Raw genomic sequence first — 14424 nt, forward strand, 5'->3', positions numbered from 1 at the left:
CTTTTGTTTATACTCCCCGGGGGGGGGGGGGCGGCGGGGGGGGGTTGGCCCGGGGGGGTTTCCCCCCCGCCGCCGCTGGGCGCGGGCGGGGCGGGGGGCCCCGGGCCGGCGCACCACCACTTCGCTGACCGGTTGCTTCAACGAGGGGACCGGCGGGGGGTTACGGGCGTCCGCCGGGAGGCCGCGCGGATCCGCCGGCGGACGCGGCGCCCGGTCAGTTCGCGGCGTAGACGCGGACCGCGAACTCCGCGATCTCCGCGTCCGAGAGGTTCTTCGCCAGATTGGCCTCGGTGATCATCCCGATCAGCCGGTGGCCGCCGGCCACGTCGATGACCGGGAGCCGCTTGATCTGGTGGATCTCCATGGTGTCCACCGCCTCCTGCGCGTTGCTGTCGGCGTCCACCCAGAACAGCGTCCCGGCGAGTTCCCCGGCCTTCATCGCGGTCGGGTCCCGGCCCTCGGCGCAGCACTTGACGACGATGTCGCGGTCGGTGATGAGCCCCTGGAGGCGCTCGTCGTCCCCGCAGATGGGCAGACAGCCGACGTTCAGGTCGCGCATCATCCGCGACGCGTCCAGCAGGCTCTGGTCCTCCCGGACGCACTGGACCCCGTTGGTCATGATGTCCCGGGCCCGCAGGTTCCTGGTCATGGTTCCTCCTCGGCTCCGACAAGTGGTCCGTGCCTCGTACACCCTCCCCTTCGAGGACAGCACGGATGGGCCCGCGCGGCGCGCCGAACGGGCGGCCCGCACCGCCCGAGGATTCTTGACCGATCGTTCTTGACCGACCGTTCCAGATGGCTTTATGATCTTCGACGTGGCCAGGACCAAGGAATTCGATCCGGACGCCGCGCTGCAGTCGGCCCTCGAGCTGTTCTGGCGGCGCGGCTACGAGGCGACGTCGGTCGCGGACCTCGTCGAGCACCTCGGCATCGGGCGCGCCAGCATCTACGCGACCTTCGGCAGCAAGCACGAGCTCTACCTGAAGGCGCTGGACCGCTACGCCGAGACGCACAACCCGCTCCTGCTGTCGGAGCTGTCCCGGCCGGGCCCGGCGCTGCCCGCCGTCCGCGAGGTGGTCCGCCGCTTCGCCGCGGAGGCGGCCGCCCCGGACCGCCGGCGGACCGGCTGCTTCGTCACCAACACGGCCGCGGAACTGGCCGCGCACGACGGGGACGCGGCCCGCCGGGTCGAGGCGAACTGGGACCGCTTCGAGACCCTGCTGCACTCGGCGCTCGTCCGGGCCCAGGGGCAGGGCGAGCTGCCCGAGGGGCGCGACCCCAGGGCGCTGGCCCGCATGCTGCTGGTGCTGCTCCAGGGTGTCCGGGTCGTCGGCAAGGCCTCGGACGACCCGGCCCGGGTGCGGGACGCGGCCGAACAGGCCCTGGCCCTGCTGGACTGACCCGCCCCCTGGGGAGGGCCCCCGGCCCTCCCCGCATCTCTGCATGCCTTCATTCTGAACCGTTCGTTCAAATATGGGCCCCACGCGGCCCTCAAGGGAGTCACCGAAGATGAACCGCTTCACCGGCAAGACCGTCCTGGTGACCGGCGCCGGCTCCGGCATCGGCCGTGTGACCGCCCTCGCCTTCGCCGCCGAGGGCGCCCGGGTGGTCGCCGCCGGGCGCACCCCGGCCCCGCTGGAGGAGACCGTGGCCCTCATCGAGGCCGCCGGGGGCACCGCCGCGGCCGTCCCCGCCGACGTCACCGACTCCGGCCGGCTCGCCGGTCTCGTCCGGGAGACCGTGGAACGCTTCGGCGGGCTCGACGTCGCCGTCAACAACGCCGCGATCCTGCGCGGCACCGTCCCCGCCGCCGACATCGCCGAGGAGGACTGGGACGCGGTGCTGCACACCAACGTCACCGGCGTCTGGCTGGCGATGAAGCACGAGATAGCCCACATGCGCGAGAACGGCGGCGGCGTCATCGTCAACATCTCCTCCAACCTCGGCGCCCACACCCGCATCCCGAACGCCGCCGCCTACGTCACCTCGAAGGCGGCCGTCGCCGCCCTCACCCGCGCCGCCGCCCTCGACCACATCCGCGAGGGCGTGCGCATCAACGCGGTCAGCCCCGGCGCCACCGCCGCGCCCATGTCCCTGCGCGCGGGGGAGACCGAGGCCGACCGCGTGGAGCGGATCAAGGGCGAGAACCCCCTCGGCCGGCTCGCCGCGGCCGAGGAGGTGGCCGCGGCCGTGCTGTACCTGGCCTCGCCGGAGGCCGGCGCCGTCGTCGGCACCGACCTCGTGGTCGACAGCGGGTCCTCCGCCTGAGGTCCCGGCGGACGGGCCTACCGGCCGGCGGCGGGGGAGGGCAGCGGCTTGCCCTCGCACGAGGCGTCCTCGGCCGGCATCCGGCCGTCGACGAGGAAGCCCTCGACGTACGCGTCCACGCAGGCGTTGTGCGACTGGTAGACCCCGTGGTCACCACCGCCGACCGTGATCAGCCGGGACCCGGCCGTCCCCCGGTGGGCACGCAGCGCGCCCTCGTAGTAAGTGGCCGGATCGTGCAGCGAGTTGAGCATCATCATCGGAGGCAGCCCCCGACCGGTGACCTGCACCCGGGGCGCGAGGGAGCGCGGCCAGGCCGCGCAGACCGAGGCGAAGGTCAGCTCCCGGGCCCCGGCCATCGGGTACGCGCGGCTGTCGGCCGCACTGCGCCGCACCCAGTACGCGCTGTCGTGGTTCCAGGGGGTGTCCTGGCAGATGACGGAGAAGAAGTCCGCCGCGAACTGCGCCGCCAGCGGGTGCTTCAGCTTGTCGGCGAGGGCCTTGCGGACGGCCGGCGGGGCCGCGTCCGGGTGCTGCAGGACGCCGAGCAGCATCGCCAGGTCGGGGAAGGCGTCGCCGCTGTAGATCACGGAGGTCGCGGCGGCGTCGAGGTGGTTGGGGGTGACCACCGTCCCCTCCAGGTCCAGCGGGTGCTCGCCCAGCGCGCTCCGCAGCCGCTCGTACGAGGCCTTGGCCTCCTCGGCGGTCCGGCCCTGGTGGTACGTCGCGTCGTTCGCGGCGAGCCAGGGCAGGAAGTCCTGCTCGAACCTGCGCTGGAAGCTCATCGGCTGCCCCGTCAGGAACTCCTGCCAGGTGCCGGTGAAGCCGATGTTGCTGTCGAGCACCACCCGGTCGACCCGGCCCGGGAACTCGGTGGCGTAGTAGGCGCCGAGGAAGGTGGCGTAGGACGGGCCGTAGTAGGACACCTTCGACTCGCCGAGCAGCGAGCGGAACAGGTCCATGTCGTGCACGGCCTGGTCGGTGGTGATGTACGGCAGCAGTCCGCCCGACTGCCGCTCGCAGTCCCGTACGAAGTTCCGTGCCCGCTCCACGGTGGCCGCCACGGCCGCCGGTGCGCGGTCGCGCAGGTCACCGCTGGTGAACAGGGCGTCCACGCCGTCCTGGCCGGAGCAGACCACCGGGGTGCTGGCCCCGACCCCGCGCTGGTCGAAGCCGACGATGTCGTACGCGGCCGCCAGCTTCGGCGAGTACCCCGCCAGCCCCGCCGGCCGGCCGAGCCCCGAGGCCCCCGGCCCGCCGGCCGCCATCATCAGTACGCCCCGCCGCGCGGCGGGGTCCGCGGAGCGATGCCGGGACACCGCGACGGTGAGGTCCGCGCCCGTGCCCGGGTGGTACCAGTCGCGCGGCACCGTCATGGAGGCGCACTCCAGCGCCCCGTCCCGGCACGGCTGCCAGTCGAGCCGCTGCTGCGCGTACCGGGCCGGGACCGCCGGCGCACCGGCCCCGCTCCCGGCCGGGGCCGCGGCCGCGGGGGAGGCGGGCAGGGCGGCGAGGGCGAGCAGCCCGCACGCGGCGGCCGTGGCCCAGCGCGCGGGCTTCTTGAAGAGGTGCATGTGGGTGGGTCCCCCCGTCGGAGCGATTCGGTACACCCCGATCCTCCGAGAAGGCGGGCACCCGGACGATCCCCCCACTGCCCGTATCGGGGGTGGTGCCAGCACCACCCCCGCGAGCGCCCCTAGCTGACGAACTCCTCGTCGCCGTACCGGACCCGGGCCTTGGACCAGTCGACCCCGAGCCGCTGCGAGAACCGCTGGGCGAGCGGCAGGTCGGTCAGCGGGGCGATCAGGATCAGCCGTCCCCCGAGGGTGACGGAGCCGCCGCCGAGCCGCTCCCGGGCCTCGGGGTCGGCGGCCAGCGCGTCGCGCAGGCGGGTCGCGCTGACGCCCTCGGCCTGGATCTCGACCGCGTCGGTCTCCGCGGAGTCGCGCGGCAGGCAGCGGAAGGTCAGCACCGACTCCTGGTGGTAGCGCTTGGCGATGACCCCGGCGATGTGGTGCAGGCCGTCGCGGCCGACGCCGTTCACGTCGAACTCCCGCGACCGCTCGTAGGTGGTCTGTTTCTGTTCCTCGGACCAGAACACCCCGTCCAGCAGCGTCGAACGGCCCGTCAGGGCGCCGTTGGCGTGGACGATCCCGCGCACCTCGCGGTCGAAGCGCGTCAGGCGCGTCCGCAGCCGGGGGTCGCCCGGGTCCGTGATGACGGCGGTGTTGTCCGTGGCGAAGACCTCCCCGGCCGGGCAGGCCGCGGCCGCCGCGGCGTCCGGAACCGGGGCCGCCTGGGCGGTGGCCGCCCCCGCCGTACCCAGCGCCAGCACCCCGGCGACGACCAGCACACGCAACCGCTTCATGCTCAACTCCCTGAATGTGGGCCCCTGCTGCCTCACCCGGGGCCGCGGCGGCCCCATCCTAGGAGCCCGGAAGGGGCGGTCCGCGCCGTCTTGGCTCGTATGGCGGATACCGGGCGCAGTGGCTCCTTCCGCCCGGCCCGCCCCCGGGTTGACGTGAGAGCGGCCCCCGGCGGGGGTATGGCTGATCCCCGGGAGGAGGGGGCGAGTCGTGGCAGCCGACTGGCGCAACGCGGTGCGGGGCCTGGCCCTGCTCGGATCCGTCACGCTCCTGGTCCTCGCCGGGTGGCTCGTCCGGCTGCTGCCCGGGCCGCAGCTGGTGGCCGTCCTGGGCCTGGGACCCGCCGACGGCACCCTGACGGTCTCCGAGTGCTACGAGGCCCCGGACGCGGAGGGCTATCCGGGCGGTACCGAGTGCAAGGGCGTCTTCACCCCCGGGCGCGCCGCCGGGCCGCGGGGCGAACTCCTGCTGGACGGCGCCGCCGCGCGGCACGAGCCCGGCAGCGCCGTGCGGGTCCGGATCGTACGGGGGAAGGCGTACGAGCGGTCCGGCCCCGCGGTCGGGCACGTCGGCGCCGTCACCGGCTTCCTCCTGGTCCCCTTCCTCGCCCTCGCCTCCTGGCTGCTCGGCTGGGCCCGCCGCGGCCGCGCCGGGAACGGGGCCGCCCACCTGCTGGCGGCCCTGGCCGCACTGGTCGCCGTGCTGGTGCTCAGCGTGGCGGCCGCCCTCCTCGTCGCCCTTGTCACCGCCCTGAGTTGACCGACGGCTAGACCGCGACCGCCTCGATCACCGACGGCAGCGAAGGCGTCGGCAGGATCCGGTGCAGCCGGAAGCCGGCCCGCGCCAGCAGCGCCTCGAACTCGGCGGCGGTCCGCTCACGGCCCTCCACGGCCATCAGCATCACGATGTCCAGCTCCAGTGCCGGATGGGGGACCCCGCCCCCGGGCAGCACGGCGTCCACGACCAGCAGCCGCGCCCCCTCCGGCGCCGCCCGGCGGACCGAGCCGAGGATGCGCACCGCGTCCTCGTCGTTCCAGTCGTGCAGGATGTGCTTGAGCAGGTAGAAGTCCCCGCCGGGCGGAACGGCCTCGAAGAAGTCCCCGCCCTCCGTGCGCCACCGGCCCGCCAGCGCCGGTTCGTCCAGCAGGTGTTCGCCCACGGTGGCGGGCCGGTCGAAGAGCAGGCCCTCCAGCGAGGGGTCGCGCCGCAGGACGGCCCGGAGCAGTCCGCCCCGGCCGCCGGCCACGTCCACCACCCGCGCCCCCTCGGGGAAGGCGTAGCTCTGCGCGACGAGTTCGTCCTCGGGGCCGGAGAACGCGGCCATCCCCGCGTCGAAGACGCCCCGGTCCTGCGGGGACTTGTGGAGGTGCTCGAAGAACGAGGTGCCGTAGGCGAGCTCGAAGGCCGACCGCCCGCCGCGCAGGGTCCCCGACAGCTCGGCGGCGGACCGCACCATCATCGGGTCGGTGATCATCAGGACGCCGGGGTGCTGGGAGTGCGCCACGTCGGTGCGCAGCGGCTGTCCGGCGGGCTCCAGCCGGAACCTGCCCCGCTCGTCCTCCTGGAAGAGGCCCCGGACCGCGAGCAGCCGCAGGACGCGCCGCAGCGCGCCGGGTTCGGTGCCGCTGAGGCCGCCGAGCTCCTCGGGCGTGCGGGGGCCGTCGGCGAGGTGGTCGGCGATCCGGTGCACTGCGACGGCCCGCAGGGCCGCGGCGTGGATGTGGCCGAACATCACGTCGTGCAGCACCGGGGGAGCGGAGGTGGCCAGGGGGTGGTCCGGGGTCGGGGTATCGGGGGTGTCGCCGGGGCCGGTCACGGGCGCGCTCCTGTCGTCTCAGGGTGTACCGCACCGCCATGGTGACCCGGGCGGGCTGCCGTCCGGGGGGATTCCGGTGCGGCCGTCCGCCGTCAAGCCGAGTTCAGGACAGTCCCGTCAGCCGCCGACCGGGGCCCGTTCGGCGCGCCCGACCAGGGCGGTGATCCGTGAGGCGATCTCCGGCCACAGCTCCGGGGGCAGGTCGTGGCCCATGCCGTCGAACACGGCGAGTTCGGCGTCCGGGACGGCCGCCGCCGTGGCCCGCCCGCCGCTGACGTCGCACACCGGGTCGTCGCCGCCGTGGATCACCAGCGTGGGCACCCGCACCCCGGCCAGCAGGGCCGTCCGGTCGCCCGAGGCGAGGGAGGCCAGGGCCTGGCGGGCGACGCCCAGCGGGTCGTAGTCGCGGTCGAAGGCGCGGGTGGCCCGCTCGCGCACCGCGGCCTCGTCGCAGGGGAACCCGGGCGAGCCCATGACCCGCACCGCCCGGACCGTCCGCTCGATGGCCTCCTCACGGTCGACCGGCGGCGGCCCCGCCAGCACCCCCAGCACCCGGGGGTCCGGCTGCCCGACGCCGGGGGCGCCGGTCGTGGACATCAGGGAGGTCAGCGACCGGACCCGGCCCGGGTGCGCGATGGCCATCGTCTGGCCGATGGCGCCGCCCAGCGACAGGCCGACGACGTGCGCGCTCGCCAGGCCCAGGGCGTCCAGCAGCCCCACCGTGTCGGCCGCCATGTCGGACAGGTCGTACGCGGCCGAGGACAGGTCGCCCCGCCGGGCCGCCGGCAGATCGGGCAGCGGGGCGTCGTGGAAGTGCGACGACAGGCCGCAGTCGCGGTTGTCGAACCGGATGACCTGCATCCCGCGCCCCGTCAGCTCGGCGCAGAACCCGTCGGGCCAGCCGTACATCTGGAGGGCCAGCCCCATCACCAGCAGCACGGGCGGCGCCTGCGGGTCGCCGAGGCGCTCGTAGGCGACCTCGATACGGGCCGGCCCCACGTCCTCGGCCTTCTGCTCGCTCACCGCTGTCATGCGACGGTTCTACACGCCCCCACCGCCCTCCGCCCGGCTCCGCCCGCCGCGTGTCCCGCTCAGCCGTGGCCGCGCGGGCGCAGGCCGTCGAAGGTCAGGTCGAGGAAGCGGCGCCAGTCGCCGCTGCCGGTCCGGATGATGCCGGACAGCCCGCCGACGATCATGTAGACGTCCGCGACCGTGAGGTCCGGCCGGAGGGTGCCCGCGGCCCGGCCCTGGGCGATCAGCGCGGCGACGGCCTCCTCCAGGGCTCCGCGCGTCCGCCCGCCGGGTGCGGACGAGCCGGTCGCCGACTGGGCGGCGGCCGTCAGGCCCGGGCTGGCCGCGAGGGTCCCGCCGACGTGGTGCAGGTAGCGGGCCAGCCCCTGCCCCGCCTCCGGCTCCCGCAGGCAGTCCGTCAGCGCCAGCTCCAGGATCCCGGCGAACCGCTGCTCCGCCGCCGCCTCCACGAGGGCCTGCTTGGACGGGAAGTGCCGGTACAGGGTGCCGACGCCGACCCCGGCCGCCCGGGCCACCTCGGGCATCTGCACCTCCGCGCCGCGCTCCTCGAACAGGGCGCGGGCGGCCGCCAGGACCAGGGCGCGGTTGCGCTCCGCGTCGGCGCGCGGGCGGCGTCCGCCACCCGGCGCGGGGGGCGTTGACAAGACGACCACTCCTGTCCCTACAGTGAACACGGAATTGAAACGGAATCGGATTCCGGTTCACATTGTGCCATGCGAGGAGGGGCCGAGCCATGCCTGAAGAGGACCGATTCATCCTGCTGGAGCCCGGGGCCGCCCGGCCGGGCCGGGTCCCGCTGCCGCCGGCCTTCGCGGTGAAGGCCGGGGTCGCGGACACCGGAGGGCGGCTGTCACTGCTGGAGGTGACCCTCGTGAAGGACATCCCCCGGCACACCCACCACCTGGCCGACGAGTGTGTCTACGTCCTCGACGGGGTCCTCGGCATCGAGTACGACGACCGGACCCACTCGGCCCCGGCCGGTACCTTCGCCCTGCTGCCCCGGGGCGTCCCGCACGCCCTGCGCCGCGCCTCCGACCCGCCCCCGCGGGTCCTGCAGATCTCGGCGCCCGGCGGCTGGGAGCGCTACGTGGAGGACCTGGTCGAGGCCGGCCCCGCCGTGCTCACGGACGGGGAGCTGGACCCCGCGAAGATCAACCCGGTCGCGGCCCGCCACCACCTCCGCTACGAGGAGCGCCCCTGACCGGCCGCTACGGTTCGTCCGGGTCGGACCAGTAGCGCATCCGCCCCGTCGCCGTCATCGGCCGGTCGTGCGCCGCGACGGGGGCCGGCAGGACCGTGGAGCCGGTCAGGTAGCGGTCCACGGCCGAGGCCGCCGACCGGCCCTCGGCGATGGCCCACACCACCAGCGACTGGCCCCGCCCCGCGTCGCCGGCCACGAACACCCCGGGGGCCCGGCCCCCGGCGGCGGCGAAGTGCGCGTCACGGGCGAAGTTGCCGCGCCCGTCGTACTCCAGCCCCAGCTGCCCGCACAGCCCGCCGGCCCGCTCGGGGCCGGAGAACCCCAGCGCCAGCAGGACCAGCCCGGCCTCGATCACCCGCTCGGTGCCCGCGAGCGGCTGCCGCCCCGCGGGCTCGACGGCGGTCAGCCGCAGCGCCCGCACCCGGCCGCGGGCGTCCCCCTCGAAGCGCAGGGTGGCGCTGGAGAACAGCCGGGGGTCGCGCCCGGCCCGGCCCCGGGCCTCCTCGTGGGCGTGGGAGATGCGGTACACCTTCGGATGCACCGGCCACGGCTCGCCCTCGGCGCGGCCGGGACCGGGCTCGGGGTTGATGTCCAGCTGGACCACGGAGAGCGCGCCCTGGCGCAGGGCCGTGCCGAGACAGTCCGAGCCGGTGTCACCCCCGCCGACCACCACCACGTGGACGCCGTCGGCCGACACCGGCGACACCGCGAGGTCCCCCTCGCACACCCGGTTGGCGCAGGTCAGGTACTCCATCGCCTGGTGTATCCCGCCGAGCGAGCGCCCCGGGACGGGCAGCTCCCGGCGCTCCCCGGCCCCGACCGCGACGACCAGGGCGTCGTAGCGGCCGCGCAGCCCGTCCGCCGGTTCGGCCCCGCCGACGTCCGAGCCCGTCACGAAGGAGGTGCCCTCCGCCCGCATCTGCTCGATCCGGCGGTCGAGGTGGGACTTCTCCATCTTGAACCCGGGGATGCCGTAGCGCAGCAGCCCCCCGAGCCGGTCGTCCCGCTCGTGGACGACGACCCGGTGCCCGGCCCGGGTCAGCTGCTGGGCCGCCGCGAGGCCCGCCGGACCGGAGCCGATCACCCCCACCGAGCGCCCGCCGCGCCGCTCGGGAGGGCGCGGGGCCATCCAGCCGCGCCGCCACCCCTCGTCGGCGATGGTCTGCTCGACGTTCTTGATGGTCACCGGATCGGCGTTGATCGCGAGCACGCAGGCGTCCTCGCAGGGTGCCGGGCAGAGCCGGCCGGTGAACTCGGGGAAGTTGTTCGTCGCGTGCAGCCGCTCGTAGGCCGCGCGCCAGTCGGAGCGGGCGGCGTAGGCGTTCCACTCGGGGATCAGGTTCCCCAGCGGGCAGCCGGTGTGGCAGAACGGGACGCCGCAGTCCATGCAGCGGTCGGCCTGTTCGCGGACCAGCGGCAGCAGCGCCTGCCCGGCGTACACCTCGTGCCAGTCCCCGAGCCGCTCCTCGACGGGCCGCGGCGGGACGGCCCTGCGGGGGATCCTGAGGAAGCCGAACGGATCGGTCACGCGCCGCCTCCCTGGCCCGGGGTGCGAGAGGGTGAGAGGCGCGGTACGGCGCGCCCGAAGCGCGCCGTATGCCACCTTTCCCCCAGATTACGCCGTCCGGGCGAACCGGCGCCCGGTCCCGGCGGCCCGCCTCGGGCGCGCGGGGCTCAGTAGCCCCAGCGCGGCTGTCCGCCGTCCTGGCGGCAGGAGATCATGCGGCCGTTGGCGGCGTGGGTGATGCGGCCCACGTCGGCCTTGCGGCAGTACTGGCCGGCGCTGTAGCAGTTGCCCGCGTTGGAGACGATCTCGCAGGAGGCCTTCGCCGGCTCCTTCGCCGGCTCCTTCGCCGGCTCCTCCGCCGCCCGCGTCGTCGGCTGCGCGGCGGGCCGGGAGGCGGACCGGGTCGGGGCGGGGGCCTGGGAGGGGGCCTTCGCGTCCGGGACGGCCCCACTGGCGGTGGGGCTCGCTGACCCCGTCGACGGGCTCACCACCGGCGAGGGCGTCGGCGACGGGGAGGCCGTCGACGGCGCCGCCGAGGACGGGGGCGGCACGGCCGGGCCGCCCCCGCCCTCCGCGGGCCCGCACGCGACCGCGACGGCCGCGGCCACCACGGCGACGAGCGCGAGCCGTATCCGGCCCGCCCGCCGCCCGCCCGTGCGGCCGTCCCCGATGGCCCCGCCCCTGTCCGCGCCGTACATCCGTACCCCCACCACGAGTCGATCCTCCGGAATGATCAAAGGATCAACAGCATAGGAACGGACGTCCGGTCGTCCGGGGGCCTTCACCCCATCGTGACCATCGGCCGCGCGCCCGGCCGCCGCTACCGGTCCGTCAGGACCGCCGACGAGGCGTCGCGCTGGTGCGGGAACGGGGCGGAGCGGAACGTGCCCGGGTCCTCCTCCGGGCGGAAGGAGACCGTGCGCGTGGGGGCGCTTGATGAACTCGTGCTTGATCCGGTACTGGTCGCTGAACTCGCCGACGCCGAGGATCACGGTGAAGTTGATCCGGGAATCCCCGAAGGTGTGGAAGCGGACCTTCGCCTCGTGTTCGGGGACCCCGCCCTCGATGTCGGCCATCACGCCGTCCACCACGTCGAGGGTGACCCGCTCCACGTGCTCCAGGTCGCTCTCGTAGCCGACCCCCGCCTGGACCAGCAGCGAGAGCTTCGCCTCGGGCTGGGTGAAGTTGGTCATGTTGGTCCGGGCGAGGCGCCCGTTGGGGATGATGACCAGGTTGTTCGAGAGGTTGCGGACCACGCTGTTGCGCCAGTTGATGTCGACGACGTAGCCCTCCTCGCCGCTGCTCAGCCGGATGTAGTCACCCGGCTGCACGGTCTTCGAGGCGAGGATGTGCACCCCCGCGAAGAGGTTGGCGAGGGTGTCCTGAAGGGCCAGCGCGACCGCCAGGCCGCCGACGCCCAGGGCGGTGACCAGCGGTGCGATGGACACCCCGACGGTCTCCAGCGCGACCAGCACACCCATCGTGAGGACCACGATCCGGGTGATGTTGACGAAGATGCTGGCGGACGCCGCGACCCCGGTCCGCGACTGCGCCACGGACTGCACGAGCCCCGCGATCACCCGGGCCGCCGTGAAGGTGGCGAAGATGATGAGCAGCGCCGTCAGCGACTGGTTGACGAGACCGCCCACCCGCGCCGTGAGCGGCAGCGCGGTGGCGGCCACGGCCGCGCCCGCGATGACGGCCGCCCAGGGGGCGAGGGTGCGCAGCGCGTCGACGATGATGTCGTCGCCGGTCCACTTGGTCCGCTCCGCGTGCTTGGCCAGCCACTTCAGCAGGGCCCGCAGCAGCAGTCCGGCCGCCCCGCCCGCGGCGAGGGCGATCGCGGCCACCAGCCAGTCGTGCAGCACGAGGTCCCGGGTCAACGCACGGCCTCCGCTCGTGCGAGGTCCGGCCGCCGTATGTGTCGTCTCGTCACCATGTCACCTGTCAGGTCGCGTTGTGCGGGTCCCGTTCGAGCGGACGTGCGTATTCCGAACGGACTGTCATCCTGCCGCATCCACCCGCGACCCCCGCAGCGGGGCCGGGGGAGCCGCCACCTCCGGCGGTGTACCTAATAGGTTCATCATGCTCGACACGTTAGTGAGGGGTGGGGAGGGCGAACCCTGTCGCGCGGTCCTCATCCTGCCTGCGGGTCGCGGTGCCGACGGCTGTGGCGGGCCACGCGGACCCGGTTGCCGCAGGTGGCCGTGCACCATGCGCGGCGCGCGCGGGTCTTGAGGAAGTAGAGGATGCAGCCCGGTGCCGGGCAGGCGTGGACCGGCCGCTCCGGGGCCCCGCCGAAGAGGCGCACCCCCTCGGCCGCCACCTCGCCGAGCGCGGCCAGCAGCGGATCGGGCTCGCTCCAGCGGGTCTCCGGGCCGGCCGGGCCGGTGGTGGGGAGCTCGTCCCAGCAGGCGGCGAGCCGGGCCGCCCGGTTGACGGTCCGTACGTGGGCCTCCTGCGGGGCCCGCCCGGCGGTGTGGGCCGCCGCCACCTCCCGCAGGGCGCGGCGCAGCTCCAGGAAGCGCTCGAAATGGGCCCGGGTGGCCGGCTCGGAGAGCCGGGGGCGCAGCGGGGCGCTGAAGTCCCCGGCCCGGTTGGCGAGCCACCGGTCCAGGTCGGCGGGGGCGGCCAGGGCGTCGACGAGGGCGCCGCGGAGCCCGCCGTCGACGAAGGTGGTGTTGACCAGGTCCAGCGCGAGCGACTCCCCGACCAGCGGCATCCCGTCCACCGCCGAGGCCTCCGCCGGGCGTTCCGCGCTCTCGGTCATCTCCCGGCCTCCTGGCGTGCTACTAATGGAATCAGTTCATGCATAACATTAGCGCTCCCGGGAGAGGAACACCATGCCCACGCCCCCCGCGACGACCGAGCCCCGCACCACCCCGGCCAGCCCCGCTCCACCCGGCCCCCGCCGGGGCCTGGCCCGGCTGTCCGGCCGGGCCCCGGCGCGCCCGCCGCTGCCGGCGGTGGCCCTGGCCACCGGCGCCGGCATCCCCGGCCTGCTGCTCCTCGTCGCGGTCGGGGGCCTCCTGCACCACCCCCTGCTGATACCGCCGCTCGCCGCCAGCGCCGCCCTGGTCATGGCCGCCCCGGCCCTTCCGCTGGCCCAGCCGCGCAACGTGGTCGGCGGCCAGCTGGTGTCGGCGGGCGTCGGCTTCGCCGCGCTGGCCCTGGGCGGGAGCTCGCTGTGGACGGCGGCCGTCGCGGGCGGAGCGGCCATCGGCGCGATGGCCCTGACCCGCACCCCGCACTCGCCCGCCGCCGCCACCGCCGTCATCGTCGTCCTCACCCGTCCCGCCGCCCCGTCCTTCCTCGCCGCCCTGGCCCTGGCCACCGCGCTGCTCGTGCTGGTCGGCTGCGCCGCCTCGCGCGCCGCCCGGGGGACCGCCCGCTACCCCGCGTACTGGTGGTGACCCGGGAGCCACCGCTCCCGACGGCGCGCGCCCCAGTTGCTCCGGCCCGGCGAACTCCTCACCTGCCCGGCCCACACCCCCGGCCCCGCCGGACCACCGGCCCCCGCGGGGGCCGGTGGGATGTGCAGTCATGAACCTCCACGCGCACAAGGAGACCCGCAGGTCCCGGGCACGCACCCGGGTCCTGCTCGCCTCCCTCGCCGCCGCGGCGGCCCTGACCGGCCCGCTGGTCGTGACCGCCCCGGCCGCGTCCGCCGCCGGCCCCAAGCCCTCCGACCCGGCCCCGGCCGCTCCGGGCAAGCAGCGGGCACCCGCCAAGCAGCAGACCCCGGCCAAGCAGCGGCCCGCGGCCGGGGACCAGCGCCGCGACCCCGGCCCGGGCCGGGACGAGGGTCCGGGCCGGGACGAGGGTCCCGGGCGGGAGCACGACAAGGACGAACACCCGCAGAAGAGGAAGCCGTCCCCGGTCGCCCACGGCCTGCGCCAGTTCACCTCCGACAACACCTTCACCCCGCCGGCGGGGGTCACCTCCGTCTTCGTCCAGGCCTGGGGCGGGGGCGGCGGTGGCGGCGGCGGGGGCGGCTCCAACGCGCAGGGCGCCCGCGGCGGCGCCGGCGGCGGCGGGGGAGCGGGCGGCTTCACCTGGTGCTCCCTCAGGGTCGTCCCGCTGACCGACTACGGGGTCGACGTCGGCGCGGCGGGCGCCGGCGGCGGCGGGGGCGCCGCCACCGACACCGGCGTCAGAGCAACGGCGGGCACCCGAGCCTCCGCCACCTCAGTCACCTCATCGGCCACCAAAACCACGCACCTCACAGCGGGCGGAG

The 14424-nt window shown here is 75.4% G+C and carries 13 protein-coding genes and 2 pseudogenes; 6 read left to right on the forward strand and 9 right to left on the reverse strand.

Annotation, left to right across the window (positions count from 1 at the left end; genetic code table 11):
- Positions 1 to 214: 214 nt before the first annotated feature.
- Positions 215 to 649: a CBS domain-containing protein gene (locus ACFVXK_RS30950; protein WP_389618071.1), complete on the reverse strand. Its 435-nt coding sequence runs from the start codon at positions 647 to 649 to the stop codon at positions 215 to 217.
- Positions 650 to 815: 166 nt separating this feature from the next.
- On the opposite strand from ACFVXK_RS30950, the gene ACFVXK_RS30955 reads away from it, so the two are divergent.
- Entirely contained in the window at positions 816 to 1400 is a 585-nt protein-coding gene (locus ACFVXK_RS30955) for a TetR/AcrR family transcriptional regulator (RefSeq protein ID WP_389618074.1), read from the forward strand.
- A gap of 109 nt (positions 1401 to 1509) precedes the next feature.
- Positions 1510 to 2268: an SDR family NAD(P)-dependent oxidoreductase gene (locus tag ACFVXK_RS30960; protein WP_389618077.1), complete on the forward strand. Its 759-nt coding sequence runs from the start codon at positions 1510 to 1512 to the stop codon at positions 2266 to 2268.
- 17 nt (positions 2269 to 2285) lie between these two features.
- Here the strand turns inward: ACFVXK_RS30960 and ACFVXK_RS30965 are convergent, their stop codons facing one another.
- Positions 2286 to 3839, reverse strand: coding sequence for an alpha/beta hydrolase (locus ACFVXK_RS30965; protein ID WP_389618080.1), 1554 nt, complete (start codon positions 3837 to 3839; stop codon positions 2286 to 2288).
- 122 nt (positions 3840 to 3961) lie between these two features.
- Positions 3962 to 4633 carry a hypothetical protein gene (locus ACFVXK_RS30970; protein WP_389618083.1) on the reverse strand — a complete coding sequence of 224 codons (672 nt, stop codon included), beginning with the start codon at positions 4631 to 4633 and terminating at the stop codon, positions 3962 to 3964.
- A 208-nt stretch (positions 4634 to 4841) separates the two neighbouring features.
- Here ACFVXK_RS30970 and ACFVXK_RS30975 point away from each other — a divergent pair, with 208 nt between their 5' ends.
- Entirely contained in the window at positions 4842 to 5390 is a 549-nt protein-coding gene (locus tag ACFVXK_RS30975; protein ID WP_389618086.1) for a hypothetical protein, read from the forward strand.
- A gap of 7 nt (positions 5391 to 5397) precedes the next feature.
- Here ACFVXK_RS30975 and ACFVXK_RS30980 read toward each other — a convergent pair whose 3' ends face one another.
- The 3 genes from ACFVXK_RS30980 to ACFVXK_RS30990 all read right to left on the reverse strand — a co-directional run bounded on the left by ACFVXK_RS30980 (position 5398) and on the right by ACFVXK_RS30990 (position 8123).
- The gene (locus ACFVXK_RS30980; RefSeq protein WP_389618089.1) at positions 5398 to 6447 is read right to left on the reverse strand and encodes a methyltransferase; all 1050 of its coding nucleotides are present in this window, start codon (positions 6445 to 6447) and stop codon (positions 5398 to 5400) included.
- Positions 6448 to 6564: 117 nt separating this feature from the next.
- Positions 6565 to 7479 (reverse strand): alpha/beta fold hydrolase, encoded by a 915-nt coding sequence (locus tag ACFVXK_RS30985; protein ID WP_389618092.1) that lies wholly within the window; start codon positions 7477 to 7479, stop codon positions 6565 to 6567.
- Positions 7480 to 7538: 59 nt separating this feature from the next.
- Positions 7539 to 8123, reverse strand: a complete 585-nt coding sequence (locus tag ACFVXK_RS30990) for a TetR/AcrR family transcriptional regulator (protein WP_389618094.1) — start codon at positions 8121 to 8123, stop codon at positions 7539 to 7541.
- 89 nt (positions 8124 to 8212) lie between these two features.
- Here ACFVXK_RS30990 and ACFVXK_RS30995 point away from each other — a divergent pair, with 89 nt between their 5' ends.
- Complete coding sequence (locus ACFVXK_RS30995; RefSeq protein WP_389618098.1) at positions 8213 to 8680, forward strand: cupin domain-containing protein; 468 nt, start codon at positions 8213 to 8215, stop codon at positions 8678 to 8680.
- A gap of 7 nt (positions 8681 to 8687) precedes the next feature.
- Here ACFVXK_RS30995 and ACFVXK_RS31000 read toward each other — a convergent pair whose 3' ends face one another.
- The 3 genes and pseudogenes from ACFVXK_RS31000 to ACFVXK_RS31010 all read right to left on the reverse strand — a co-directional run bounded on the left by ACFVXK_RS31000 (position 8688) and on the right by ACFVXK_RS31010 (position 12957).
- Positions 8688 to 10208, reverse strand: coding sequence for a glutamate synthase subunit beta (locus ACFVXK_RS31000; RefSeq protein ID WP_389618101.1), 1521 nt, complete (start codon positions 10206 to 10208; stop codon positions 8688 to 8690).
- 902 nt (positions 10209 to 11110) lie between these two features.
- Positions 11111 to 12070: pseudogene (locus ACFVXK_RS31005) on the reverse strand (mechanosensitive ion channel family protein); the annotation flags it as partial.
- A gap of 254 nt (positions 12071 to 12324) precedes the next feature.
- A complete protein-coding gene (locus ACFVXK_RS31010) occupies positions 12325 to 12957 on the reverse strand; it encodes a CGNR zinc finger domain-containing protein (protein ID WP_389618104.1) in 633 nt (210 codons plus the stop codon).
- Between the two features lie 73 nt (positions 12958 to 13030).
- Between ACFVXK_RS31010 and ACFVXK_RS31015 the strand changes: the two genes are divergently transcribed.
- Entirely contained in the window at positions 13031 to 13600 is a 570-nt protein-coding gene (locus ACFVXK_RS31015; RefSeq protein WP_389618106.1) for an HPP family protein, read from the forward strand.
- Positions 13601 to 13730: 130 nt separating this feature from the next.
- Positions 13731 to 14424, forward strand: a pseudogene (locus ACFVXK_RS31020) (hypothetical protein); the annotation flags it as partial.

This window comes from Streptomyces sp. NPDC058157, assembly GCF_042884105.1.
GTDB lineage: Bacteria > Actinomycetota > Actinomycetes > Streptomycetales > Streptomycetaceae > Streptomyces.

What these genes read in the sequence shown, in the direction of transcription:
- ACFVXK_RS30950 (WP_389618071.1), bottom strand. Translation starts at nt 649, where the DNA reads ATGACCAGGAACCTGCGGGCCCGGGACATCATGACCAACGGGGTCCAG.
- ACFVXK_RS30960 (WP_389618077.1), top strand. Translation starts at nt 1,510, where the DNA reads ATGAACCGCTTCACCGGCAAGACCGTCCTGGTGACCGGCGCCGGCTCC.
- ACFVXK_RS30965 (WP_389618080.1), bottom strand. Translation starts at nt 3,839, where the DNA reads ATGCACCTCTTCAAGAAGCCCGCGCGCTGGGCCACGGCCGCCGCGTGC.
- ACFVXK_RS30970 (WP_389618083.1), bottom strand. Translation starts at nt 4,633, where the DNA reads ATGAAGCGGTTGCGTGTGCTGGTCGTCGCCGGGGTGCTGGCGCTGGGT.
- ACFVXK_RS30985 (WP_389618092.1), bottom strand. Translation starts at nt 7,479, where the DNA reads ATGACAGCGGTGAGCGAGCAGAAGGCCGAGGACGTGGGGCCGGCCCGT.
- ACFVXK_RS30995 (WP_389618098.1), top strand. Translation starts at nt 8,213, where the DNA reads ATGCCTGAAGAGGACCGATTCATCCTGCTGGAGCCCGGGGCCGCCCGG.
- ACFVXK_RS31010 (WP_389618104.1), bottom strand. Translation starts at nt 12,957, where the DNA reads ATGACCGAGAGCGCGGAACGCCCGGCGGAGGCCTCGGCGGTGGACGGG.
- ACFVXK_RS31015 (WP_389618106.1), top strand. Translation starts at nt 13,031, where the DNA reads ATGCCCACGCCCCCCGCGACGACCGAGCCCCGCACCACCCCGGCCAGC.